This is a genomic window from Phycisphaerae bacterium (assembly GCA_018003015.1).
Classification (GTDB): Bacteria; Planctomycetota; Phycisphaerae; order UBA1845; family PWPN01; genus JAGNEZ01.
In genome coordinates this window covers 38,402-64,376 of the sequence record JAGNEZ010000033.1, presented here as the reverse complement: position 1 = coordinate 64,376, position 25,975 = coordinate 38,402, and the positions used below count along the sequence as shown (strand labels likewise).

Annotated in this window: 18 protein-coding genes and 3 pseudogenes; 8 read left to right on the top strand and 13 right to left on the bottom strand. The window is 63.5% G+C overall.

What is annotated here, in order from left to right:
- Window positions 1-50: 50 nt before the first annotated feature.
- From KA354_15105 to KA354_15085, 5 genes and pseudogenes are all read right to left on the bottom strand, one after another.
- On the bottom strand, window positions 51-1,274 hold the full coding sequence (locus KA354_15105) for an SEC-C domain-containing protein (protein MBP7935970.1): 1,224 nt from the start codon (window positions 1,272-1,274) through the stop codon (window positions 51-53).
- A 792-nt stretch (window positions 1,275-2,066) separates the two neighbouring features.
- Window positions 2,067-2,306, bottom strand: a pseudogene (locus KA354_15100) (hypothetical protein).
- A 201-nt stretch (window positions 2,307-2,507) separates the two neighbouring features.
- A pseudogene (locus KA354_15095) lies at window positions 2,508-3,098 on the bottom strand (preprotein translocase subunit SecA).
- Window positions 3,099-3,221: 123 nt separating this feature from the next.
- Window positions 3,222-3,995 (bottom strand): annotated as a pseudogene (locus KA354_15090) (preprotein translocase subunit SecA).
- A gap of 15 nt (window positions 3,996-4,010) precedes the next feature.
- Window positions 4,011-4,964 (bottom strand): gfo/Idh/MocA family oxidoreductase, encoded by a 954-nt coding sequence (locus KA354_15085; protein MBP7935969.1) that lies wholly within the window; start codon window positions 4,962-4,964, stop codon window positions 4,011-4,013.
- Window positions 4,965-5,182: 218 nt separating this feature from the next.
- Between KA354_15085 and KA354_15080 the strand changes: the two genes are divergently transcribed.
- Window positions 5,183-6,703 carry a serine/threonine protein kinase gene (locus KA354_15080; protein ID MBP7935968.1) on the top strand — a complete coding sequence of 507 codons (1,521 nt, stop codon included), beginning with the start codon at window positions 5,183-5,185 and terminating at the stop codon, window positions 6,701-6,703.
- An 8-nt stretch (window positions 6,704-6,711) separates the two neighbouring features.
- On the opposite strand, the gene KA354_15075 is transcribed toward KA354_15080, so the two are convergent.
- The gene (locus tag KA354_15075; protein ID MBP7935967.1) at window positions 6,712-7,512 is read right to left on the bottom strand and encodes a sulfite exporter TauE/SafE family protein; all 801 of its coding nucleotides are present in this window, start codon (window positions 7,510-7,512) and stop codon (window positions 6,712-6,714) included.
- A 121-nt stretch (window positions 7,513-7,633) separates the two neighbouring features.
- Here KA354_15075 and KA354_15070 point away from each other — a divergent pair, with 121 nt between their 5' ends.
- On the top strand, window positions 7,634-8,299 hold the full coding sequence (locus tag KA354_15070; protein ID MBP7935966.1) for an MBL fold metallo-hydrolase: 666 nt from the start codon (window positions 7,634-7,636) through the stop codon (window positions 8,297-8,299).
- 97 nt (window positions 8,300-8,396) lie between these two features.
- Entirely contained in the window at window positions 8,397-8,693 is a 297-nt protein-coding gene (locus KA354_15065) for a hypothetical protein (protein MBP7935965.1), read from the top strand.
- A gap of 257 nt (window positions 8,694-8,950) precedes the next feature.
- Here the strand turns inward: KA354_15065 and KA354_15060 are convergent, their stop codons facing one another.
- Window positions 8,951-9,313: a hypothetical protein gene (locus tag KA354_15060; GenBank protein ID MBP7935964.1), complete on the bottom strand. Its 363-nt coding sequence runs from the start codon at window positions 9,311-9,313 to the stop codon at window positions 8,951-8,953.
- A gap of 4 nt (window positions 9,314-9,317) precedes the next feature.
- Here KA354_15060 and KA354_15055 point away from each other — a divergent pair, with 4 nt between their 5' ends.
- The 3 genes from KA354_15055 (at window position 9,318) to KA354_15045 (ending at window position 13,475) form a co-directional block, all read left to right on the top strand.
- Window positions 9,318-9,767: a hypothetical protein gene (locus tag KA354_15055; protein MBP7935963.1), complete on the top strand. Its 450-nt coding sequence runs from the start codon at window positions 9,318-9,320 to the stop codon at window positions 9,765-9,767.
- 215 nt (window positions 9,768-9,982) lie between these two features.
- Window positions 9,983-10,924: a hypothetical protein gene (locus tag KA354_15050; protein MBP7935962.1), complete on the top strand. Its 942-nt coding sequence runs from the start codon at window positions 9,983-9,985 to the stop codon at window positions 10,922-10,924.
- Window positions 10,925-11,228: 304 nt separating this feature from the next.
- Entirely contained in the window at window positions 11,229-13,475 is a 2,247-nt protein-coding gene (locus tag KA354_15045; GenBank protein ID MBP7935961.1) for a hypothetical protein, read from the top strand.
- 173 nt (window positions 13,476-13,648) lie between these two features.
- Here KA354_15045 and KA354_15040 read toward each other — a convergent pair whose 3' ends face one another.
- Entirely contained in the window at window positions 13,649-14,407 is a 759-nt protein-coding gene (locus tag KA354_15040; protein ID MBP7935960.1) for a PEP-CTERM sorting domain-containing protein, read from the bottom strand.
- 452 nt (window positions 14,408-14,859) lie between these two features.
- Window positions 14,860-16,881 (bottom strand): hypothetical protein, encoded by a 2,022-nt coding sequence (locus KA354_15035; protein MBP7935959.1) that lies wholly within the window; start codon window positions 16,879-16,881, stop codon window positions 14,860-14,862.
- A 345-nt stretch (window positions 16,882-17,226) separates the two neighbouring features.
- On the opposite strand from KA354_15035, the gene KA354_15030 reads away from it, so the two are divergent.
- On the top strand, window positions 17,227-18,453 hold the full coding sequence (locus KA354_15030; protein ID MBP7935958.1) for a hypothetical protein: 1,227 nt from the start codon (window positions 17,227-17,229) through the stop codon (window positions 18,451-18,453).
- Window positions 18,454-18,469: 16 nt separating this feature from the next.
- On the opposite strand, the gene KA354_15025 is transcribed toward KA354_15030, so the two are convergent.
- The 3 genes from KA354_15025 to KA354_15015 all read right to left on the bottom strand — a co-directional run bounded on the left by KA354_15025 (window position 18,470) and on the right by KA354_15015 (window position 22,138).
- Window positions 18,470-19,498, bottom strand: a complete 1,029-nt coding sequence (locus KA354_15025; GenBank protein MBP7935957.1) for a Gfo/Idh/MocA family oxidoreductase — start codon at window positions 19,496-19,498, stop codon at window positions 18,470-18,472.
- Between the two features lie 177 nt (window positions 19,499-19,675).
- Window positions 19,676-20,653: a TIGR01212 family radical SAM protein gene (locus tag KA354_15020; GenBank protein MBP7935956.1), complete on the bottom strand. Its 978-nt coding sequence runs from the start codon at window positions 20,651-20,653 to the stop codon at window positions 19,676-19,678.
- 147 nt (window positions 20,654-20,800) lie between these two features.
- On the bottom strand, window positions 20,801-22,138 hold the full coding sequence (locus tag KA354_15015; GenBank protein ID MBP7935955.1) for an arylsulfatase: 1,338 nt from the start codon (window positions 22,136-22,138) through the stop codon (window positions 20,801-20,803).
- Between the two features lie 196 nt (window positions 22,139-22,334).
- Between KA354_15015 and KA354_15010 the strand changes: the two genes are divergently transcribed.
- The gene (locus KA354_15010; protein ID MBP7935954.1) at window positions 22,335-23,147 is read left to right on the top strand and encodes a hypothetical protein; all 813 of its coding nucleotides are present in this window, start codon (window positions 22,335-22,337) and stop codon (window positions 23,145-23,147) included.
- Window positions 23,148-23,237: 90 nt separating this feature from the next.
- Here KA354_15010 and KA354_15005 read toward each other — a convergent pair whose 3' ends face one another.
- The gene (locus KA354_15005; protein MBP7935953.1) at window positions 23,238-25,955 is read right to left on the bottom strand and encodes a hypothetical protein; all 2,718 of its coding nucleotides are present in this window, start codon (window positions 25,953-25,955) and stop codon (window positions 23,238-23,240) included.
- Between the last annotated feature and the right edge of the window lie 20 nt (window positions 25,956-25,975).

Genomic DNA, 25,975 nt, shown 5'->3' with positions numbered 1-25,975 from the left:
ATCGTCATCGCTGTGTGCTCCTCGGGCACTTGAGTCATCTGATCCGCGAATCACTTCCGTCCATGGCATTGCTTGTACTTCTTGCCGGAGCCGCAGGGACAAGGGTCGTTCCGCCCGACCCGGGGCTCATCCCGGCGAATGGTGGCCGGCTTGGCTTCGCCCTGGGCCCTCATCGCGGCTTCCTGGTCGGCACTGGTGAAACCGGTCCCCGTCGCGGAGTCGTAACGCAACTGGGCGCGCGACAGAAGCCCGCCCGGACCACCAGTGGTCCCCGACGTCTCGGTCGCCTCACCTCCGCCGGGGCCTCCCCCGACCTTGAAGATAATATCGGTCACTCGGTCGCGGATCGTTCGCCACATTTGCTCGAACAACTCGCGCCCCTCGATCGCGTACTGGCTCTGCGGGTGGGTCTGATCGCCACCCATGGGACGCTGCATGATCGCATACTTCAAGTGATCCATCTCCAGGAGATGGTCCTTCCAGCCCTGGTCGTAAATACGCAGCAGAACATACCGCTCCAGGTGAGTCAGTTCCCACCGGACCAGCTCGTACCCGGCCTGCTGAAGCACCTTCTTCGCCTCGGCGTCGGGTTCGGTCAGCTTCTTCGGATCGAGCGCCCGGCTGAACCGCTCCTGGGCCCACTGAGTCAACCCCTCGGCATTGTGGCGGTAGCGGCTGTCGGCGTCGTCGATCTCCTTGGTCAGCCCGCCCTCGAGAAACGCCAGGCTGACACTCTCGAGATCGCGGGCGATGGCGTCGATGCTCTTGCCGGCCAGCCGCTCCGGCGTCCAGCCCACACGGTACTTGGAGTTCGCCCAGTCGGTGATGATCTGCAGGGAATAGACGCTGTCGGTGCCCGTCGTTCCAAAGGCCCGGTTGATGATCGCCTCGATCGGATAGCGAACCTCGCGGAGCTTGTATGTCTCGCGCGCCTTCCGGGTGATCAGCTCGGTCACTTCCGCCACCGTACCGGAAAGAATCTCCTCCCGCTTGAAGTCAATGCCGAACTTGGACCGGACCCAGTCGGCCAAAGCGCCGCGCCCATACTGGGGATCGAGATAGACCTCGATCGGCGAGAGATCGATCTTGTCGTAGTGGGCGTCGGCCGCCTCGTAGAGGGCGTCCTCGATCTCGGTGGGACTCATCTTCCGCATGTGGTTCTGGGTAAGAGCCACGGGGAACAGCCGCTGAGCCCACTTGAGCAGACCACCGACGTCCCACGCCTCCGGCGCCTCCTCCTCGTCGATGTACTCGCCGAGCGAGGTGCGTACCATGTCGCGGATCTCGTCCTTGGCCTTCTGGCGAATCCGCTTCTCGAGATAGGTCGCGTCATCGTCGCGCAGCGAATCGGAGCTGATGTTGACATCCAGCGTGCTCTTCACCCATTCGCTGATCCGCTTGGCCGTGTAGTCGTCCGCGAGGTAGCTGGCGACAACCTCCTTGACGGTGTCGTCGATCATCCGCCAGATCAGATCGCTGAGTCTGCGACCCTCGAGAATCTGCTGCCTTTCGCGGTAGAACGCCCGCCGCTGGTAGTCCATCGGCTCGTCCCACTCGAGGAGGTGCTTGCGGGTGGAGAAGTTGCGCTCCTCGACCTTCTTCTGGGCCCGCTCGATACCCTTGGTGATCCTCTTGTCCTCGAGACTGACACCCTCGGTGAATCCGAGTCGCTCCATCATCTTGAGCATCCAATCGGGCATGAACAGCTTGAGCAGGTCATCCTCGAGCGAAAGGAAAAACCGGCTCGAACCGGGATCGCCCTGCCGACCGGATCGCCCGCGAAGCTGATTGTCGATACGCCGGGCCTCGTGCCGCTCGGTACCAACGATGTGCAGGCCACACGGCGAGTTCACCGGGCAGATCTTGCGGCCGACCTCGGGAAACCGGGAGTCGAGCTGAGGCTTGAAGCAATGAGCGCACTTCGTGCGCGGGTCGTACTCGGGACAGTGGATACAGCACTTGGTGCTGCCCACGGGGAACAAGGCCAGCGACGATTCCGGATAGTGCGGGGCAGTCCTGCGGACATCCTCGCCCACCTTGCAGTGCTCGCAGACCACACCCGTTTCCAACTTGATGTCCGTCCCGCGACCAGCCATGTTCGTGGCGATGGTCACGTTACCCAGCAGGCTCTTGTCGTTGCCACGCGTGGGTGGATGGCGCTGGCCGGCCTTGGCCACGATCTCCGCCTCGCGAGCGTGCTGCTTGGCGTTGAGCACCTCATGCTCGATTCCGTAGGTCCGCTGAAGAAGGACGGCCAGCTTCTCGGAGTTCTCCACGCTGGTGGTGCCGACCAGGATCGGCCGCCCGTGGGCCAGATTACCCATGACCATGTCGTACGCCTCGGTCATGAACTGAACCGTCTTCTCGTCGGCCTCCTCGGCCTCGTCGAACCGCCGAAGAGCCTCGTCCAGCCGGTCCAGCTTGCTCCGGGCTTCGGACGAGCGACCGTCGGCCGCGATCAGCGGCCTGAACCGCTTGAAGACCTCGGCCAGCAGGAACGGATCGGCCGGCCGGCCCCGGCGGTGCATGGCGTGGATCTCCTCGACGATCATCTCGTACTTGGTGTTGAATGTGCGGTAGATCCGGTCGTTGTGATCCGCGCGGTTGACCGGACGGTTGGTCGGAATGGCCACCACTTCAAGCTTGTAGATCTTCATGAACTCGTTGGCCTCGGTCATGGCCGTGCCAGTCATGCCCGCCAGCGTCTCATAGAGCTTGAAGAAGTTCTGGATGGTAATGGTCGCCAGCGTCTGGGTCTCCTCCTTGACCGGCACACCTTCCTTCGCCTCGACCGACTGATGCAGGCCATCGGACCACTGGCGCCCGTGCATGAGCCGGCCAGTGAACTCGTCCACGATGATGATCTGGCGATCCTGAACCACGTACTCCTTGTCGCGCTCGTACACGGTGTGAGCCCGCAACGCGTTCTCGATGAGGTGCGGACACTCCATGTTCGCCCCAACGTAGAAACTGCCGATACCGGCCTCGTCCTGGGCCCGGGCGACACCCTCGTGGGTCAGGTGGGCCTGCTTGCGATCCTCCTGCACGACGAAAAGCTGAACGTGCTGGAGGGCCTCGGCTTCGTCCTCGATCAGCATGTAGGGATCAACCCTGAACCGCTTGATGGCATCCTGGAACTTCGGGTTGCGGACCAGTTCCTCGGGAGGCTTGTCGCCCCAGGACCTGATGCGCGCAGCGGTCTCGGTGTTGAGCGTCTGCTGCTGGCGGACCAGCGAACGAGCCAGACTGTCAGCCCACTTGTAGCGGCCGACGTCGTCGTGAGCTGGACCGCTGATGATCAGCGGCGTGCGGGCCTCGTCGATCAGAATCGAGTCCACTTCGTCGATGATGACGTAGTCCAGCCGACCCTGAACCTGGGCCTCGTACTGCGTCTTCATGTTGTCCCGAAGATAATCGAAGCCGAACTCACTGTTGGTCCCATAAGTGATATCGCAGCCGTATTCCTGCTGCCGAATGCCTTCGTGCCCGCCAGGGTCAACCTGGGCCTGAATGTACCCCACCGTCGCTCCCAACATCGCGAAAATCGGCTTGGCAAACTCGGCGTCACGACGGACGAGGTAGTCGTTCACCGTGACGATGTGAACCTTCTTGTTCTGCAGAAACCGCAGATAGGCGGCCAAGTGGCAGACGATCGTCTTGCCTTCGCCAGTCCTCATCTCAGCCACGCTGCCACTGTACAACACCTGCCCGCCAATGAGCTGGCAGTGGAAATGGCGGTGCTTCTGGGCCCGGTCGGAGGCCTCGCGGAGCACGGCAAACGCCTCGGGCAGGATCGCCACCGGCGATTCACCGGCGGCGAAACGCCCCTTGAGTGTGTCGGTGCACGCCCGGAGCTGTGCGTCAGTCAGCTGCCGCATCTGGTCTTCAAAGACCTCGGCGCCGTCTGCAACGGATCGGAACTTCTTCAGAAGCCGGTCGTTGCGCGAACCGATGACCTTGCGAAACAGCGTGCCCGGTATGTCAAGAATGCCCACGTGCTGACCCTTCGTCTATAGATCGATTTCCACGTCGCAGCCGCCTTGCTGGCCGGACCGCAACGCGGCATCGATGAACGCACAGATCTCTAACGTCTCCTCGATCGGCACCGGGGCTCGCCGCGTCTTGAAGAACTTCACCAGCTGCCGACCAAGCCCCTTGTAGTAGTCACCCTTCGAGGGCAGACATGTGAACCCCTCCGAATGCAGCACCGTCGCCCCAAGGCTGTACGGCCCATGCCGAATCCCACGCATCGAACCAATCCGACCATCCTCCCAAACCCCGACCGCCAGATCCGCGTCCGGCGTGGTCGAGCACTGAACCTTGCGGCAACCCCGGCCCATGAACGCATACAGAATCTCCACCCCGTGAATCCCGTACCAGAAAAAGCCGGGATTGGTCGGCTCCTGCTCGGCCGGACTGTAGGCGTCACAACCCAGCACCTCGCCCTTCCGAACGTCTTTTCCGCTCGGCTGGCTCGCGGCCTTCTCGCGCTTCTTGGCTTGCTCCTCTAGGAAACCGACGACCGCGCTGTCAAACCGCAGCGACGAGCCGCTCCAACAGGGAAGGTTCGCAGCCTTGATGATCCGCACGGCCTCCTTGGCATCCGCCAGGCTGGCCACGAACGGCTTGTCGATGAAACACGGCTTGCCGGCGGCCGCCACGGGCTCCAGCTCCTTCAGATGCCGGCGACCGTCCACACTCTCGATCATCACTCCGTCAACCTGCCCCACCAGGTCCTTGATCGAGCTGACCATCTTGACACCGTGCTTCTCGGCCAGCTGTTTCTTGTATCCCTCCACCCGCCCAACGCTGGACTTCAAATCGGGACTGAACGAGGGATAAGCGGCCACCACTCGAAGCCCACGGAGATCCTCCGGGGCCTTCTCATCGCCAAACAGGCCGGCGAAGACCCCGCAGTGCGAAGTATCACAGCCAATCATGCCAATCCGAATGACGTCTGCCATGGCCTTTCAAGCCCCTTTCCGCAAGCGCCGCCCCACTTGGCCTTCGCACCAGCCGGCGGCCAATGCAAACGCCAGAGTTTACTCCGTCGGACGAACCTGCGATAGCCCCGGACCACCAGTCGCGGACCACTCCTGCCACGCCCGGTGAGCCGTCCGAAACATGCCTTGCTCACTGGGTCGCCCGGACGTAATATTAAGCCGTGTAGCGAGTTGCGCCTATGTCCGACGAGCCCACATCCCTTCAGACACCCGGCGGCGCTAGCGAGGATCCGCTCCTCGATGATCTCCGCGTGGTTCTCCATCGGCGAACCGTGACCACCGGGTCAAACGGCACGGGCGACGAGCTCATCGGTCAGACCGTGGGACCCTACGTGGTCAGCCGACTCCTCGGCGAGGGGGGCATGGCCCGGGTCTACGAGGGACTGGACGCCGCCAGCGATCGGCGGGTGGCCCTCAAGATCCTCAAACCACAGTATGCCGCTGATCGGGCCTTGGCCGGCCGTTTCGAGCGCGAGGCCCGCGGTATGGCCCAGATTCAACATGAGAACGTCGTACACATCCTCGATTTTCCCGTCCAAGGGCAAGTCCGAGCCATCGTCATGGAGCTGCTGCCCGGCGGGAGTCTGCAGGATCGCCTCTTGGCCGCCCGCACCCAGCGGCACTACCTGCCCGTCCAGGAGGCCATCTCCCTGATCGTCCAGGCGACCGCAGGCGTCCACGCCGCCCACAAGCTGGGAATCGTTCACCGCGACATCAAACCCTCCAACCTCCTGCTCGACGCCAACGGACGCATCAAGGTCGCCGATTTCGGCACCATCATGGTCACCGAAGGCACGACTTGGTTAACCGGCGTCGGCCAGCAGATCGGCACACCCGGATACATGAGCCCCGAACAGTGCGAAGGCAAGCGGGTCACCGCGGCCAGCGACGTCTACTCCCTCGGAGCTACCCTCTTTGAACTGCTGACCAACCGGCTGCCGTTCGAGGTCGAGGAGGCAAGCCCGTTCGCCATCATGCTCAAGCACATCAGCGAACCGGCACCCGACCCGCGAACCTGGCGAACCGACGTCTCGCGCGACTTGGCCGGCGTCGTGCTCAAGAGCTTGGCCAAAAACCCTAAGGCCCGCTTCGCTAACGCGGGAGAGCTGGGCGAAGCCCTGCTCGCCGAGCCAACGATCGAACCCCCGGCCGAGCCGGAAGAGGGACCGGAACACGGTGTCCGCGTCGATGTGGCCGCCATCCGCAAACAGCTCATGCTCCTCCCCCAGCGGGCGATTGTCTGCTGGGCCTGCCGATGCGCCCGCCGGGTTCAGGATCTGAACCGCGATCCGCGAATCGAAAGCGCCCTGACCATGGCCGAGGCCACCCTCCAGGAGTCGGCCGACGGCGCTACCGGCGGCTCGGTCTCACGAGCCTTGTCGCGCATTCGTGCCTTGCGGGCGGCTTCCCTGCAGGCCGCCTGCGCCCAGGAAAAGACCAGCGACTCACGCGCCGCGATGGAGGCCGCTCGGGCCGCAGCGGCGGCCGCCGCCAGCGCCGCCTCCGTGTGCGTCGACGACGCCGCCGCCGACGCCGCCTTCGCGGCACGCAGCGCCACCGCCGCCCTCCGATTGGCCGGCGAGCCGGTGCGGCCTTTCTGGGACGCCGCACGAAGCGACTACCATCGCCTGGTCAACGCCAAACTGGGCCAGGAGGGCACCGTCGGCAGACCCATCCCCCAAAACCTGTTCCAGCCCTGAACATGCGATCACTTGCGGATCAGCATGACGGCCGCATACGACATGAAGACAATGAAGGCGATCCGCAGGGCACGACGCGGGACCACGTGGGTCAGGCGAGCCCCCAGATAACCGCCCAGGATGGCCGTCGGCGCCAACAGCAAAGCCAGATGCAACGCACTCCTGAACGGCACTCCCGCCGCGGCGTTCTCCAGGTTCTTGAAAGTGGCACCAATCACGCTGAGCGGAATGATGGTCGCGGCGGAATTGGCGATCGCCCGGTTCAACGGCACCCGGAGGATGAGCTGCTGCAGCGGAACCGCAACCACGCCTCCACCCACGCCCAACAGCCCACCGACCAGGCCGGTCGGCAATCCGACCGCCAAGGCCACCTTCCACGCCGGAAGCCCCTTCGCCGCAGCCTCGTCCATCTCAGGCAGTCGCCGGTTGCTCAGCAGGCGGTACAGGTTGTAGCCAACCTCGTAAACCAAAAAGCAGCCGAACACCTTCGTCAGGTAGATCTGGCGATCTCCGCGAAACCACTCGCCACAGCTCAGCCAGACGCCAATCACAACACCAATCGCCGCAAAAGGCACCATCGGCTTGACGATCGGCTCCAACACGGCCTTGATCTTCCGATGATGGTAGAAGGCCGGCAGGACCACGAAGAAATTCACCATCATGGCGGCGCCCTGGTACAGGTGCTGACTCGGCCCCAGCAACAGCGTCATGGCCGGAATCATGATGATGCTCCCGCCCACGCCCAGCAGTCCGCCGACCACACCCGCCACCAGGCCGATCGTCAACAGCAGCAGTTGCTCATGTCCCATCGTCGCGGCTAATCCCTGCAAGCCAGGCATCCGACCTCTTGCGGAACAGGCCCGCTTTCCCTATAGATACGCGACCAGGCAACCCTGTGTCCAACCCCGCGACCCGGGCAAGGAGGGCGACATGTCCCAAGCGGACCTCGACATCAAAGCGTTCATCGACACCATGTTCGGCGAGAACGCCTATGTCCTCAGCACGCCAGGATCCGATAACCAGCGCATCGGCTGGGTCATCGACCCCGGCCTGGGCGATCAGGCGGCACGGATCCTCACCTACCTCGAGACCCAGAACATCCAGCTGGAACGTATGCTCCTCACCCACGGCCACGGAGACCACATCGCCGGCGTCGATACCGTAGCACGCCGCCATCCCGCCGCGAAACTCATGATCGCCGCCGACGACGAGCCCATGCTCACCGACGCGACGCTCAACCTGTCAGACCCGTTCGGCATCCATCTGCAGATTCAGACTCCGGTCACCGAACACCTCGAGCCGAACCTGTATCTGACGCTGGGAACACTGCAATGGACGGTGCTGGACACCTCCGGCCACTCGCCTGGGGGACGTTCCCTATACTGCCGCGACGCAGGCGTGGTGTTTACCGGAGATGCCCTGTTTGCCGGAAGCATCGGCCGTACGGACTTCCCCGGTTCCCAACACGCCCGGCTGATCTCCAACATTCACCGCCATCTTCTGACCCTCCCTCCGGCAACCCAGGTGTACTCCGGCCACGGACCGGTGACCACCATCGAAAGAGAAGTTAAGTTCAACCCGTTTCTGTCCGACTGACACACATGGAACTATGCCAATCGGGGGGCGTAGTAACAAGTAGAGGCACGAAGCCAGGCGGATCCGGAAGGAAGCCATGAATGCCTGGAGCGGAGCCATGCTTAACAGAACCACCATCACGACGCGGTGCCCCACCTGCCGGGGCACGTACACGGTACCCGCAACGGCTGTCGGACATCGGGCCACCTGCTCCAAGTGTAGAAGCGTGTTCCGGGTTTCTGAGTACAACCCCCACCCCACCGAAGACGATATCCTCCGCTGGCTGAACGAGGGCATGGAGGAATACGAGTTTAGCCACGAGGACCGAATGGACGAGGGGTCGGCGCCGGAAGCCGCCAAGGACAAGGCAACGCCCATTCCGCGAAACACCAAGCCGCTGGCCCAGGCGTCGTAACCGGCGCCCGCTCGTCACCTTCCGCATGGCCCGCCCCAACCGATGTAATCCGCTCTCCAGCTTCCAATAGGTGGTACCGGCGCACCTAGCCCTCGGATGACCTCACCGGCTGGACTGCCGCCATGAGAACAGGACGCGCAACTCTCCCGGGTGCACAGGCAAATCCCGGCTGAACACCTCACCAACGTCAGCGGCGCCGTGCGCGCAGAACTGACCCTCATCAACCGCCTCAAACCGCACACCTCGTTCCTCGGACGCTACGAAAGCGGCATCATGAGGATACTCGCCATTGCCTGGGCACACGCGCTCAGGCTCTCGTGATTCACCAGCTCGGCGTACTGGGACTCCGTGATACCACGCCCCGGATCGCCCGCCAGATCCTCAAACACGGCAACATGCGCCTCGTTCTGGCCGTCGTGGAAAACGCCCGCAACGAAACCATGCGGATCAAGACCATCCCCACCCGAGATGTGCCCCAGCCCCACCCGAGATGTCCCCGGGTAGGAGCCCCCCTGCCGGAGATCGCCCGCGCTAATGCCCCCGCCCTGCCGGTGAACGATCTCAATATCCTCATCGTGGACAAAATCGGCAACAGCATCAGCGGCCCGGGGGACGGACACCCACGTGATCGGCCAGCTGGGAATCCGCGGACAGCCAAAGCCCCCGACCCCCACTATCCGCATCATCATCGTTCGCAATCTGACGGCCGCATCCTACGGCAACGCGGTCGGCATCGGCCTCGCAGAGATCACCACCCGCCGACTGTGCAGCAAACCCGATTTCCGTGCCACCTATGAGAATGCCTTAACCAGCGCCTGTCTCGAACGAGCCACGGTGCCCATGGTGGCGGAAACCGATCGCCAAGCACTCGACTTCGCCCTCCAGGCAACGTCCCCGCAGGACGCCAACACGGCTCGTATCATTCGTATCCACAATACATTACGCATCGACCAGTTTCTGGCCTCGCCGGCTGTCCTCGAAGAGCTGAAAAGCCAGCCAGGCATCGAGGTGCTCGGCCGGGTTGAACCCGTGTTCGACGAGCAAGTGAACATGACCGCCGATCTGACGCCCTGACCCGTCAGGCATCCGCCACCAAATCGCCTCCAGGACATGCGCTCCGACTCCCGATACTCCCGTACGTGGCCGCCAGACACCTGGAGACTATGATAATGCAGGAAGCGGTCAACCCAGAAGAGATGCTATGCGCGGTTAGGCCGATCGCGCCCAGCAAAGGGGCCGTTCGGCCACCCGATTCGAGTCCGATCAACCATGCAAAGAGAGGATCTAACATGACACGGTGGCTCCTGCTCAAGCTCAGTGTGCTCGGTGCGGTCAGTGCCCTTCTGATGGGCGGTACGTTCACCTGCAACGTCACCTTCATCCCCCCGGCAAAGAAGGAATCCACGGAAACCCAGACCGCCGCCGTGCCCGCCGGGGCGATCGTCAAAATCGAGAACGACAATGGCAGCACGCGCGTTACCGTGGATCCCACCGCCACCGAGGCAACGATCAGGATCACCAAGACGGCCATCGCGTCCACCACCGAGGCCGCTGAGGCACTGCTCGCCCAGATGGAAGTCACGGTCACACCCGCCGCCGCACCCGACAATACCCTGCTCATCAAGGCCGTCTCTCCACCAGCAGCGACCAGTGACACCAGCCAGATCCAATTCACCTTCAATGACGACGACGAGGTCAGCGTCACTGCCCTGTTGAGCGACACGCAGGTCGCCCAGTACCGCCTTCAGATCACCTTGCCGCCGGCCCATGCGGTCAACGTGACCCAACTCGCCGGGCCGATCCGAGCTATCGAACTGGACACCGCCAGCACGCTCACCGCCTCGGCCGGCTCCATTCGCTCCATCCGGGCCCAGGCCGACGTCACCGCCAGCGCTCAGGCCGGATCGGTCACCATCGAGGCCCATCGCGGAAGCGCCAACGTGACCGTCGGAGCAGGCTCGGTCAGCCTGCAGATCGTCTCCCTGGCCGCCACCGATGAAGCCCAGGTCCGCGTGGATGCCGGTAACATCAGCTTGCAGCTTCCCAAGGACGTTCAGGCCGACCTCATGGCCTTGACTCAGGTGGGTTTCGTACACTTCCACGAGCAGGACTTCGACGCCACCTCGGAGATCGCCAGGAACTCGGGCTACGTGGGGGGCAAGCTCAACGGCGGCGGAGCGACCGTCGATGTCCGATCCGACGTCGGCACCATCGAGATCGACTCCTTCTGACAATCCGTTGCCCCCGGCCGGCACGACACTTCACCCCGTCCGAGCCACGGCCGCCACAACCGACGGTCGCGGGAGCGCCAGGACCGAACCGGAACACATTCCAACCATGGACGAGGCTTCCGCCATCGGCTGCCCCACGACCACCGACGTCCTCTCACGACGATCGGAGAATCGCCTCCCATGCCGGCTGTCACGGTCCACAGCACGAAAGCGCGACCAGATCGGGCCCGGAACCGACCCTTCCCACATACCCGAGTCTGGCTGCGAAAACGAGAACGGACTTTCACAGACAGAGGAGAATCCTATGAGAGTCGCTCTGACCCGCCTTCTCGTCGTGCTCACCGTCGAAGCCTCCATCGCGACCGCCGCCGAGCCAATCACCTGGCAGCCCGAGGGGCTGGCCGGCGGCGGAGCGATGTTCACACCGGCGATCAGCCCGGTGGATCCCCGGCGCATGATGGTCAATTGCGACATGAGCGCGGCCTATGTCTCCCGCGACGCGGGACGAACGTGGCGCATGATCCACGAAGGCCAGCTGCTCAGCAACATCCGCTGCCGCCCCGCCTTTCATCCTCAAGAGGTAGATACCATCTTCGCGGCTAACGGATGGTCCGGCCGGCTCGCAGTCAGCCGCGACGGCGGCGAGACCTGGAAGGCCATCGGAAACCTGCGCGGCGATCTCGTCGGCGAGATCGCCATCAACCCCCACCGACCCCAATCCATGCTCACCGGCGTGAACCAGGAGGTCTGGCAATCACATGACGGCGGCACAAACTGGGTGCGATGCGACGGCCCGAAGGGCGAAGCCGTCGGCTTCTGCTTCCGCCAGGCGGGATCAGGCGACCGCGGGGCGATCCTGGCCGCCACCAACGCAGGTATCTGGCGATCCGACGACGACGGCAGAACATGGACAGAGAAAAGCACCGGCCTGCCCTGGAAGAACGTCCGCGGATTCACCGGTGGATTCGACCGCGAGGGAAAGGCAGGAATGCTCTACTGCGCCATCCCCAGCAAGAACGAAGGAGGACAATTCGCCGGCGGCGTGTATCGCTCCACAAACATCGGCGACACATGGGAAAGCGTGCCCGGGCTTGGACTCAACAAGGACGTCAAGCCGGCCGACCAGTGGGCCCACCATCCCGTGGCTCAATACTACCGCGTGCTCACCACCAGTGTCCGACCACTCACCGTCTATGCCCTCAACGCCAATACCGGCGTCATTCCACCCCACCAAACAGCCGTCTATCGCTCCGACGACGGGGGCAACACCTTCCGGCCAACCTTCTTCCCCGATCCGCGATTCCCAGGCTACAACGTCGAGCCCGACTACACCACCGTCGGCGACCGCCAATACTACCAGTCCATACCGGAAAACGTCGCCATCTGCGCAACCGACCCGGATATCCTCATCCAGACCGACTCGGGCAATTGCATCATCACCACGAACGGCGGCAGGCAATGGTACAACGGCCACACCCGGCAGGCGAAGCAGGCCGGCTTCTTCGAGTGCACCGGCCTCGTGGTGACGACCACGTGGCACTACTACCTCGACCCGTTCGAACCTGCCCGCCGCTACATCTGTTACACCGACATCGGCTTCGCCCGTTCGATGGACGCCGGCCGTACATGGCGCTGGTGGGCGGAAGGCGAGAAGGCACCCTGGCGCAACACCTGCTACGAGCTGGCCTTCGACCCGGAGATGCGCGGAAAGGTCTGGGGAGCCTTCTCGAACGTCCACGACATCCCCAACGACAACATCATCAGCGGCCGACACAACTCCAAGGGGCCAGGCGGCGTCTGCCTCAGCGTGGACCACGGAGAACACTGGACCACCGTCAGCAAAGGGCTTCCGGAAGCCCCCTGCACCGCCATCGTCCTCGACCCAAACAGCCCCAAGGGCAATCGAACTCTCTACGCCGGCGTTTTCGGCCACGGCGTCTACAAGTCCACCGACGACGGTCAGTCGTGGAGCCGCGCCGGGCAGGTGGGCTCCAAGGACAACCGGCGAGTCTGCCGTGTGCAACTGCATCGCGACGGCACCCTGCTCGCCTTGGTGACCGCCATGCGCCAAGGGAACGGCTGGCTGGCCGACGGGGCAGGCCTGTTCGCCTCGAGCGACGGCGGCTCGACCTGGCGGCTGTTGAACGAGTCCCAGCCGCTGTTGTGGCCCAAGGACTTCGCGGTCGACCCGGCCGACAGCAGGGTCGTCTACCTGGCCGCGGCTAACGCCCGGCCGCACGAGCAGGCAGGCCTGTACAGAACCCGCAACGGAGGCCGGTCATGGAGCCTCCTCGCCCGCAAGGGACCAGAGCACTTCGGCGCCGCCCTGAGTCCACACCACCAGGGGTGGATCTACATGACCTTGTGTGAAGGAGCCCCGGGCCCCGGCCTGTGGCTCAGCCGCGACGACGGGAAAACGTGGCTCCCGTTCGACGATCTGCCGTTCCGCAACATCCAGCGGGTCACGTTCGATCCATCGGACCCAACAACAATCTACCTCGCAACCTTCGGCGGAAGCGTCTGGCGTGGACCCGCCGAGCCGGGACACTAACGCCTCAGAAAACCGCCAAGAGCTTGAACGCCAACGCGGCCGCCTGCCCTCCTCGATCGATCCATCCACGACCCCATCGGCCGGTCGGCCTCATAAACAAGTTCACCCGGCGCGGGCGAGCACGCCGGGTGAACAATGACTACTCCACCTACTCGGTCTTCGGATCGCTGCAACTACCGCGTGCGACGGCGAACCAGACCCAACACGGCAAAAATCGCCAGAAGGCCAACCGAGGAGGGCTCCGGCGTGATCACCGCACCGTACATGTTCCGGCCGCCGTTGTCGGCCTGCAGCAGGTTGAGCGTACCAGCCGCGAAGTCTTTGCGGTAAACCGAATACCACTGGTTGATGGTGCCGTCAGAGCTCTCGTCAATGGCGACTTCGTCGGGAACAGCGGTGTTCTTGAAGCGGTTCATCCCGTTCGCAGTGGCCAGCCAGCCCTCGTCCAGAATCCACTGCATGTGAGTCGAGTCGAAGGTCGGCGGAGTGAGATTGTCCCCGTCCGACAACCGGTTGTCGATGAGCATGTACACCGTCACCGGCTGGCCAACCGTGACCGCCAAGTTGTACGGGGCGTTGTCGCGGTTGTCGTTGCCGGACATGATGTACTCGCCACCGACCAGATACGCCGGGACCGGCAGGCCGTTGGCGAGATCATCGGAGTAACGGTGCGCCCGGTCCACAAACGTGGGCGCAAGGCTGCCGAAGGCCGGCACAGTGAAATTCTCGCCAACAACCGCGCCCGGGAAGGGCTCATTGGCCACCGTGATGGCAAACGTCTGGCCCGTCCACTTCGCCGCGATCGTGTCCGTGGGCTCGTTGTCACCCCCGGTCTCAACCACGCTGCTGATCATCTGACCGAACGCGACCGGGGCGGCCAGACTCAAGGCCAACGTCACGACGGTCATCCATTTGGCAGTACGCACACACATGGCATCTTTCTCCTCTAACAGATGAACTTACTGTTTGACCACTCTGGTACGGCTGGTTGCCCCCACCGCGGGGTCGCCCTCCGAGTACGCTCACGGACTCGACGTGAGAGGTCCGGGCTGTACAAGTCCAACCTACCTCAGTCTCGATGCGTTGTCAAGCAAAATCGGGTAACTACCGATCGTGTTCCGTCATCGGCGCGATCCCCGGCTCCATGGCCAGAGACAGTCCAGACCGTCCGGCTCGCGGGCCAGGACTTCGTTGTTGATCTCCAGTACTGAGAGTACCAGGCATGCCCCAAACGGCACGACGCCCGTCCCCATCCACGAGCACGGCCAGCATCGTTCCTGACCGGCATGAACCACCTCTCAACCCACCCTGATTCTGAACACCATATAGGTCATTCTCCTACCGGTTACCACGATAACTGCCGAACCTCACGTGGACATCTCCTTCACCCGGATCCGCCGCCGCCGCTTGGCAAGGCCCCTTCCTCCCCGTCGGGTTTCGCCACAACACTCGTCAGACTCATCCTGTCGAGCGATAGCTCCACCTTGCCGTCGACGACCGGCACGCGGCCGCTTTCCTGCATGCCACGCCGACCATCGGTCACATAGACTCGCACCGCCCCCATTCCCCTCGGAAAACCGGATATCCCGGCCTTTCGAGCCGCTCCCTTGTTGACCAGATGGACCACGTACGATCCGCGATCAACAAAGGCGCAGGAGACCACACCAGGCCTGTCGCAGGTCATCGGCACTGACGCCGCACCCACGGAGGTCATGCCCAGTTGCTTGAGCTGCCAGAATCGCTGCGTAGGCTCGAGCGGGCGGCCATCAAGGCCACCGGTCAGAACGGAGTAGTCCGCCGTGAGCTGCCAATGCAGAATCGACCGCGGCTGAGCCACACGGCAAATCTCCACGTACTGGCTGATCTCCTCGAGGGCATACCAGGATTCGATCAACACGTCTCGAACCCGGTAAGCGAAGGGATCGACGCCACCTTCACCAACGATCAGGGGTACCTGCAACCGGCGGGCGGCTTCGCTGAATCGAGTGTACTGCTCAGTAGTGCCGCCCCACCAGGAATGGAACGAGACGGCGCCGATAGACTTGACCACCTCCGGATCCGCCATAGCCGGCTCGATGAAGTGGGTGGCAGTGGGATTGCCGGTATCCCCCAGGATCATTCTCGTCGCCAGCCGGCGCGAGGCGAAATGGCCCCCCAGCCGCTTGATGGCCTCCGCATGCTCCTGGGGGCTCTGAAGCACGTCGATACCCATGTCGGACTCATTGAACGAGAAGAGCACCGGCTCGGCCCCATAGTGCTGCCCCAAGTACTCCAGGTAACCGCCAATCGCCGCGCAAACCCTGTCCCACTTCTCAGGATTGAGCCGCTTCTGTCCGCCCTTCCCGTCGTCGCTGCCCAACGCCCAGCGAGGGGCCGACCAAACGCTGGCAATCGTGGGGATTCTGCGCTTGGCCAGTGCTCCCGCCATTTCCATCGCCTGCCGAACGGCGCCGTCCAGCTGCCCCGCCGCGGCCGCCGCCACCGGATCCGCATCCTCGTCGGGCTGCCATCGGTCCAGCGGCATGGCCACGCGACCCCAGGCGACACGCAGATGATCCAGGTTGTACTCAATGTGCGCCGCGTCAGCCCAGCTCTGAATCCGGAAATTGCCGCCGATCCCGTCATAGGCACAGCCTGGCCGCGAGGCGTCCATCGCGAGCGCCACCGCCGACCTGTCGACCTCGCCAGTGGCTTTGATGGAGAAGCCCGAGCGAATGTGCTGATCGGCGGCCAGACTGCCCTTACTCAGAGGAAACGCGAGTTCAATGTCGCCGTTACCGCGGGTCCGATCGTCCTGAATGATCACCTCCCGCGGAGCATCAAAAGCGATCTCGAACTGCCGACGCGGACAGCCAACGCGAACACCCTTGGCCGAAGCCCGAAGGTACAGGTTCGGAACAGAAGGACGGGTCGCGGCCAGGGCAATCTGAGTGTCCACAGGCTCGATCAGATACGCCGAACTGCCGGCGTAGTCGACACCCGGAAGAGTGACCACGAAGCTCACCCCGCCCATCGGCGTCTCAGCGATGGCATCCATCTGGATGTCCACATGGATGGCATCTGCAGCCGTCTGCCTGTAGACCGTCCGGTAGCTTGCAGTCCCCCGGCGTCCCCTGCGCCCCGGCCCACCGGGAGGGGAGGAAAGGTCGCCCGTCACCACCAAGTCCATACCCTGACGCGAGTACCGGCCGCCGCCACTTCTCCCCACACCCGTCGGTCCACCTTTCGAGCCCCCAGCAGCGGTCACCCGAATGCCGGCAGTGAAAGCCATCAGTTCCCCGTCGATCCGTATCCCGCGCAGATTGCCGTTGGACATGGCTTCGAGCTGGGCCAGCACGACAGGACTGCAGGACGCAACCAGAAGCGCCGAAATGAGGATCGGACGATGAGAGGATGCCTGCTTCATGGACGGGTTACTCCTGGGCACGCCGGCGCAGTATAGTCGCATACACGGTCTCGGTTGACTGCCCGGTGATCCTTCTCGACATCGAGGAGACGACGGCACTCGACCAACGGACTCGGGGCGAGGGCTGACACGATAGTGGTTACCGACTCGTTACCGCTCCGTGGCCCGACCCATGATAGGCTCGTCACGAGAGACTCGACACGACGACCACGTCCCTGGCTTCCAGCCTGGAACCGGACTACCTTGGAAGACACGTTCTCATAGTCAACGACGGTGAGAACCGGGTCCAGGCCCCGAGAGGAAGCCGCCGGCCAATCACCACCAGGTACATGAGGAAACCAAGCCATGTCAACAGACCGAATCATTCTCTTCGCGGCCGCGTCCGCAGCTATCCTGATCGCCGCCAAGGCACAGACCCCCGGAACCCGGGCACGGAGTGCCACCACCCCACCTGGCCTGTCGATACCGGAGACCATCCACGTCGACCCTGCCCTGGGTAACGACGGGAACGCGGGCTCCCAAGGGCACCCCCTCAAGTCGATTTCGGCGGCCGTCGCTCTGCTGCCCGACCCACTGACGCGAACCGTAACCATCAAGCTCGCCCCCGGCACGCATCGCAACACCGGCGGCATCGGTATGGCCGCCGATCGGCTCGAGCTGATGCGCCGGATGCGACCAGGAGTGTGCGTCCTGCTGGCCGGCGGCCGTGACGACAAGGGGAATGCGACCACGCTGGCCTGGGAAGGCGGCTCGGCCATGGTCTACGCCTGCGAAGGCGACTGGAGACTGGAGAATGTGCAAGTCGGCACCGGCTCCACCCGCCAGCGACGCGGCGTCGAGGTCACCGGACCGGCGCATGTCACCCTGAAGAACATCACCTTCCGCACCCGAAGCCAGTCCGACGCAGCCATCTATGCCACACGAGGAGGCAAGGTGTCCCTCTTCGGCGACATCCGACTCAACGAGCATCTTCATGACCGCGGCGGCCAGGAGACCTTCTCCGGAATCGTCGCCACCGATCATGGCCTGGTCGAGTTCAGAGAACGCGAAAACGCCTCCCTGGACATCGGCAACGGGAGCCTGTCGGCGAGCTACTACGGCGTGATCGGTCTGGGCTGTAAGACTGCTTGCATCACCAGTTGGGGCGAACAATCCAACACCCTGGCGGTCAACAACAGCGGGAGAATCGACCTGCACGGCACGCAAGTCGTGCTCCAGGCCAGGGTGAAACGGAACACGCCCGTCGGCCTCGAACACGATGGCCACATCCTCGGCGAGGACGCCCGCGTCACCATCCAGGGCGAGAACGAAATGGCCATCGCCCTGCAAAAGGCGAGCACCTTCACCTGCAACGACATCGAACTCCGCGGCACCTTCGGCTATACCATCTGGGCGAGCAGCGGGTCGATGTTCGTCGGCCGGTTCCTGGGCGACGTCGGCCGGCTCGAGGCCACCACCGGCGCCAACATCAGTATTGAGCAAGCCGCCGGCAAGATCCTCGGCCCGGTCGAAGCCGTCCATTGCGGCAGCATTTCCCTGCCGAACCAAAACGTCCTCTCCAAGCCGGGGTAGGCAGGTACAGCCCGCCCTACTTGATCGCCACCACCTTGCCGGTCAGCGCGCTCTTGACTTCCGCCAACGCAATGGCAACCGCATCACGGCTTTCGGCAGGCGTGCTCACCTTGGGCGTCTCGTTCCTCTCGATGCAATCCAGGAAATAGCAGATCTCGTTAAAGTAGCCGTCGTCGGGACGCATCGGCGGCGTCTCGATCGAGCCGTCCGGTTTCTGAACCGTCAGCGGCTTGCCGCCGACCAAATCAAAGACCACCGCCGCATTCTCGAACCGGGCGGTGAAGCCCATGTTGAACGAGTAGGCCGGGAACATGTCCCAGAACCCTTCGAGCTGAACGACCAGGTCGGGACGATAGTGCCACAGCGCATGAACGCGATCGTGGCCGCCACCGGCCCGCCAATACGCCTGGGCACACACCCACTCGGGCTTGCCCAGCATGAACAGGGCGTAGTCTACGTCATGCACGTGCAGGTCGAGAATCGCCCCACCGGACAACTCCGGGTTCTGAATCCAGTTGCCCTCCGAGTACGTCGGGGTACTCGCCTGGCGGCGGAGGTGCAGGGCCTTCAACTCGCCGAATCGCTTGTCATCGACGGCCTCCTTGAGCCAGACACACTCCGGCCAGAAGCGAATACACTGGGCGATCATGAACTTGCCCGGTGACTCGGCCGCCACCGCCAGCATCTTGTTGCAGTCGCGCACGTTCAGGGCCATCGGCTTCTCGGACAGAACGTGCTTGCCGGCCTTGAGGGCAGCCATGGCGATCTGAGCATGCAGATAGGTCGGCACGCAAATGTCGACCATGTCCACCTCCGAATCCTTGAGCAGCTTCTTCCACTCCGCATACTGGCGAATGTCGCCCAGGTCACGTCGCGTACCCTGGGCATCGGCAATGTTGCCGCCGACCTTGGACCAGTCACCAGACCGGCGATCAGCCTCCTTGTCGCACAGGGCCACGACCTTCGCTCGCCCCCCAAGCCTCTCGTACTGGTTGAAGTGGTTTCGCCCAATGAACCCGGCACCGATGAGACCAACGCGCGTCATGCTCAGTCCTCCTTAAATCAGCGTTCCTCGGCAACAGCGCCGGCTACGATACGCCCGGCAGACTTCACCGGCAAGCCCCCGCACGGCCCGGCGAGAGCGCGAATCCCCTCGGCGGTAGACAGCCAACGCCGCGCCAGGAACCCCTCAACCGGAAAGCCGGGGGCGCAAGTCATACGCTCATGAAGCTACGCCGGTCGGTCGAGCCAGCGAGCTGGGCGGAACGGTGGGAATGTCCGCTATCGAGAACCCCAGGGCCTTGCCCTGCCAGCTGTCGCGCCGCAACAGCTCGCGGCGAATGTCCTCCAGAATACCGGCCTTGTCCAGGCACCAGTCGGGGGCGACCAGGACGTCACGCGGAGCATCGGCGTGCATCCGCTGGATGGCGACCGTCGGGGGTAGTTGCTCAAGCATGTCGCAAACCAGCGAGACGTATTCACCGCGAGCTAACAGCCGGATTCCGCCCCGAGCGTACTGGCGAGCCATGACCGTGTTCTTCATGATGTGCAACAGGTGGATCTTGATCCCTCTGATCGGCAGGCGAGCCAATCGGCGGTGAGTCTCGAGCATCATCTCGCGATCCTCACCGGGCAAGCCAAGTATGGTGTGAGCACAAACCTCGATCCCCCGCCCCGATGTCACCAACACCGCCTTCTCGAAACAAGCGTAGTCGTGGCCGCGGTTGACCAGCTCGAGTGTCTTGTCGTGGGCGCTTTGCAGCCCATACTCGATCCAGACCATCCCGCGCGACAGATAGCCGACGATCAGATCAAGGATCCGGTCATCCACACAGTCCGGCCGCGTGCCGATGGCCAGCCCCGCAACCTCGGGGTGCTTCCAGACCTCGTCGTAGAGAACCCTCAACTCCTCGACCGGAGCGTAGGTGTTGGTGTAAGCCTGAAAGTAGGCGATGAACTTGCCGATCCTGCGTCCGCGGTTGCTCTCGATCCCCCGGGCCAGTTGCTCGCGGACCTCGGCCGAGCCGACGCGCAGGTTGGGACTGAAGCCGGCGTTGTTGCAGAACACGCATCCGCCATGGCCCACCCGGCCGTCCCGGTTGGGGCACGTGAAACCCGCGTGAAGCGTCACCTTCTGCACCCGACAGCCAAACCTGCGACGCAGGTAGTGGCTGAAACTGTAGTAACGCAGCTCATCCATTCGAGATGATTATAGTGGAGTCGGACGAAGGTGAGAATCGAACACCGAAAGTGGGGAATGAGTACACGAGGCGCGAGCGGTGGACCAGCGGAACAGTAACGGCCAACGCCTCTTCACTGTCCGTTCTCCGGCCTCGACGCCTCCAGTTCACTTCGGCTTCCACTCGGTAGATTCGCGACGCGCAGTCTTCAGGTACTCCTCGATCCGGGCCACAATGTCCGCGTGCGCCGCCGCTACGTTGTGCTGCTCGCCAACGTCGGCCGCCAGGTCGTACAACTCCATCCTGCCGGTGAGTCCTTTGCGAACCGCCTTCCACCCGCCCATCCGCACCGCCTGGAAGAAACCACCCTCATGGAACTCCCAGTACAGGAAGTCGTGGCCCCTCTGCGGCTGGCCGCGGATCGTGGGCATCATGGAGATGCCGTCCAGACCAGCCGGCTCCTTCACACCGGCGAGATCCGCCATGGTGGGGAGGAAATCCCATGCGGCCCACACATGCTTGCTCACCTGACCCGGTTGAACCTGTCCAGGCCACCGCACCACCAGCGGCACGCGGATCCCCCCTTCGTACAGGTCCCGCTTGATGCCCCGTAGCGAACCGCCGGCATTGAAGAACGCCGGTTTCGTGCCCCCTTCCTTGTGCGGCCCGTTGTCGCTGGTGAACAAGACCAGCGTACGACGATCCAGCCCCAACTCCTCCAGCCGGTCCAGCAGGCGACCCACGTCACGGTCCATGCGCGTGATCATCGCCGCCCGGCCTTTGTGCGCAGAGGTCCACTCGCGATCGCGGTATGACCCGTAATCCGGCACCTCCATGCCGTCGCCGGTCTTGGCGCCAAGTTCGTTGTTGGCGTGCGGGATGGTGTAGCTCAGGTACAGGAAGAACGGGCGGTGGCAATTCCGCTGCAGGAACGAAAGGGCCTCCTCGGTAAACAGGTCGTGGGTGTAACAACCCTTGCGGCCATCACGGTTGGCGGCTAGCGGGTATCTCTCCTGATCGCGCCACAGATAATCCGGGTAGTAGTTGTGCGCGTGAACCTGATTGAGATAGCCAAACCAGAAGTCGAAACCCTTCAGGTTGGGCACACCAGTCGTGTCGGGCTCGCCAAGACCCCACTTGCCCACGATGCCGGTGGCGTATCCCGCCCGCTTCAGGACCTCGGCCACCGTGGTGTCTTCCGGCCGCAAGGGAACCAGACTGTTGCCGCGAACGCGGGCATGCCCGGTGTGCAGGCCGGTCATGAAACAGCAGCGCGAGGGTGCACAGACCGTGCTGCCGGCGTAGAACTGAGTGAAACGCATGCCCTCGGCGGCCATACGGTCCAGCCGCGGCGTGTCGATCAGCTTCTGGCCGTAGCAGCCCAGATCACCGTAACCCAGATCATCCGCCAAAATGAGAATCACATTCGGCCGCGACGGCGACTGGTAACCGAGACACGGAACCGTCAGGAACGCCGCGACGATCATCACCGGCCATCGGATCATGTCGGATCTCCCCGCTTCTCCCGACGAGTGGCCACCCGGACCGAACAAGCGCCAAACAGTGACTACCCTCGCCTCCATCCGCGTCGCCTGCTTGGAGAATCACCGTCCGGAAGGTAGCATGATACCAGGAGGAGAACCGACGGGCGAATCGGCAAGGCCCAGCCAACTCGGCGAACGTCACACCGCGGAGATGCCCATGACATCCGTGATTCTTCGACCCCGCAGACTGGGCTTGGCAGCCATCCTCGGATGGAGCGCGGCAGCTGCAGTCCTGGGTCAGGTCGGTGACGACCCGTCTTGCCCGCTGAACCAGGACGGCAAGGACGGACTCTGCTCTCGGGCGACGGCGGCCGAGGCCCTCTGGACATCCCCTAGTATCGGCAACACGGGAGACTTCAAGACCATCGTGGAACAGGTCTCGGAGCAGGATCTCACCTGGTTCTTCAGCCAGTGGGTCTACGGCGGCGGCGGGCCTTCCTACCGCTACGGCTGGAAACAGGTCGGGCTCGGCGGGCGGTACTACGTCCGCTGCTACGTGAACCAGTGCCAGCAGGAAAGCACACCGAACTACCCGCTGTTTCGGATGCCGATCGACTTGACCATCACCTCGACCACCGGGAGCGTCACCCATACGGTGTGGAACGACCAGACCCGGCAGTGGTACCTCCTGCCCGCGGATGGGCCGGTAACCCAGGTCGACCTGGACAAAGACGACTGGATCCTCCGAGACGGCGTCCAGGTCGTGGGCTACGTCGAGCCTCAAGTTCAGTGCCTTCGGCTCTCACCGGATGCCGATGGGGACGGCGACGCCGACCTGGACGATTTCGCCCTCTACCAGAACTGCCTGACCGGGTCCGGCGTGTACCTCACCGAGGAAGAAAGACCCCGGTGCCATTGCCTAGATCTTGATGAGGACCGGGACGTGGATGCCGCCGACCTCAGGATCCTCCGAGACTGCCTGTCCGGCCAGGGAGTCACCCTGCCTCCAGACTGCACTCCGCCCTTCTGACAGTCAGCTCTCTTTCGACAGCCCCCCATCCGACCCCGGCCCGAGTATCCGATCAGAGATTCGCGCTGGCCGAGAGTCGGGGCATTGCCGCTACGGAACGGTCACAATCCGGTTCCAGATCCGCGAACCTTGCGTCTCCTTCAGACTGACGCGGAGACTCTTGCCCGCCAACTCGGCGGCGTCGCGGATCACGAAGTTCCGTGTCAAGCTCTGGCCCGGTTGCAGATTGTGAAAGAGCTGCTGCAATCGCGGGCGATCGGGGATAACCAGGTAACCCTCGAAAAAGAGCTCCTTCGGGGTCCGGTTGGCCATGGACACCCGCACCGTGACCCGATCGCCGGAGCGGTAGCTGATCGCACTGAGATCAATGCCCTCCAGTCCAAAATCGAACCACGCGGGCGTGGTGAAGGAGTAGCGAGCATTGGCGTCGACAACGAACTCGCCCACCAGGGGCATGACCCTTGCCGGAGCATTGAGCGGAAAACGAATCACCACCCTCTCTCGAAAGACCGCATCCGCTCCGAGCGAGAAGGACAACCGGTCGGGACGCACCTCCCAGCCAGCCGGCAGTACCAGTCGCACCTGCCCGCTGATCGGCTCGCGATACGTGTTGCGGAAGCTGACCTCCATCTCGGTCTTGTCGAAGTTGGGTTCGAGCGTGGTAGGCGCAACCGTAAACAGACGCCGGAACTCGACGAGCCAGGCGAACGTGTTCGTCACAAACACCGGTGCCGGCCCCACACGCAACAGTTGGCGACGCCCGACCGCGGGCACGTCACCCCCGCGACCCCAAAGGTCGACGACGCGAGCCCCTTCGCCCAGCGTGAGTTCGTGCACGCGGCCCTCGGGGGGCGCCGTGCCGTCCCATACGCACAGGATCGCCTGACCCTGCCGCTCAAAAACCACACACTGAATCTGGCCGTCCAGCGTGGTTCGGGAAAGTGGCTGAGCATCACCCAGAACATCCGCGACCGTCCGGAAGACAAGGAGTTCTTCACGGGGGTCCACCTGAACACCGTACGAGCGGACCCGGACGTCCCACGGCGCGTCCACGAAAACCGCCCCGGGATTCTGAAACGCCGCCTCAATCAGCCTCCGCCCGAACTCCGCCAATCGCTGCTCCCGGGGGTACGGGCCCTCCGGCAAAGGTGCCACCGCAACCCACAATCGACTGCGGTCCTTCGAGGCGGCCAGCAACGGGGCAAGGTACTGCTCGACATCCTCGGCCGGAACCAGAGACGGCAACGACAACGACTGGTAGTCGGCCGGCACCGCGGACGGGATGTACAACGGCGAGGAAGGCGCGGCCAGCATCGGGGTGGCCATGAGCTCGGTCATTTCCCTGCGCAGGCCCGGAAGCAGGCCGTGAAGACGATCGTCCAGGGCGACCCACGCATCCCCGTCGTTGCCCACCTGCCAGACATGGATGAGACCGGCATATCGCGTCCAGATGCTGGCGATCAGGTGCTTCCAGCCCAAGGGAGCCTCGCTGAACACGTCCAGCATGGACATCATCTGGCCGCGAGCCGAGGCCGCCTCATAGAAACGATCATCCATCATCACGCCCACCGGATCAGCGTGCGTGGCCCGAATCGCCTCCAGATAAGCATCCAGGGCAAGCCCAATGGACAACTGACCGGCCATGGCACGCTGGGCATACCAGACCGGAACCTTGACCAGCTCCAGACGAAGATCCTGGAGCAACTCGCTCTGGGCACGAACCGCCGCAGGCTCAATACTCCTCAACACAACGCCAAAACCCCGACCCACGGCCACCGGGGCACTGTTCCGATCCCCCACCCGGGCCAAAGTGCACGCCCGACGTACCAAAACCTCATCCTGCGTGCTCACGATCAGCTCAACCCGGTAGAGCCCAACCGGTAAGTCGGGATACAGAAACCGCTCCACCGGCTTCTGCTCGGTCATTCTGACCGGGACGGTCCGCTCATCGCGACAACGGCCATCCGTCGAATCGACCTTAAGCCGGGCAACAAGATTCAGACCATCCGGGTCGCTGACCTCAGGAAACACCTCCACCGGCTCGTGGCCTCCAAAGACACCGCCCGGGTGGGAAGTGGTCAGTGACACTCGCGGCATTCGATATACCGTCAGGTCGTCAAACCATGCCGAGGCCCGGATATCCTCCCGTTCAATCGCCCTCAGCGGCGTCGGCCCGGAATCCCACGCCCGCTTCTGCACGAGCCAGAGACTCACCCCCAAGTATCGCACCTCCGGGAGATCGCAACGCATCCGAAGCGTCAGCGCTCGCCAATCGGTGCCTTCACTCTCTCCCCCGACAAGCTCGCTGCGCTGGTCGGTCCCCTGGATGGGCACATTCTTGCGATCCAGAAACTCCGCCGAGACAAAAGCCCGGGCACTGCTTAAGCGGCTCGTCTTGACCCAAACCATGACCAGGTAGTCACAGTTCGGGCGAACGGCGATGTCACGCCCCTGATAGTGGTAGGCCAGGGAGCCGCCGTTGAGGTCCAGACGATAGCACGGCGGCTTGCCGTGCCCCTCCTGAAGGTCGAATTGTCCTTCCAGAAAAAGCGGAAAGCCGACGCCTTCGTGCCTCCGCCAGCCGACTGGGACGCTCCCGAAATTGCCCGCCGATTGTTCGTCGAAATCAAACGTCTTCACCACACGCCGGGCAGCCAGGGGAGATCGGTCCAGACCGGCGTCGCCCGTCACCTCCGCCGGCTGGGAAGCGGCCGGCACCGCATCACTCGTCCCCAACGGCAAGACGGGCGCACCCTGGCCCAGGACCCACAGCCAAGCAACAGTGACCAGCCAACCGGTCAGCATCATCAACGATCCACGGCTATCCA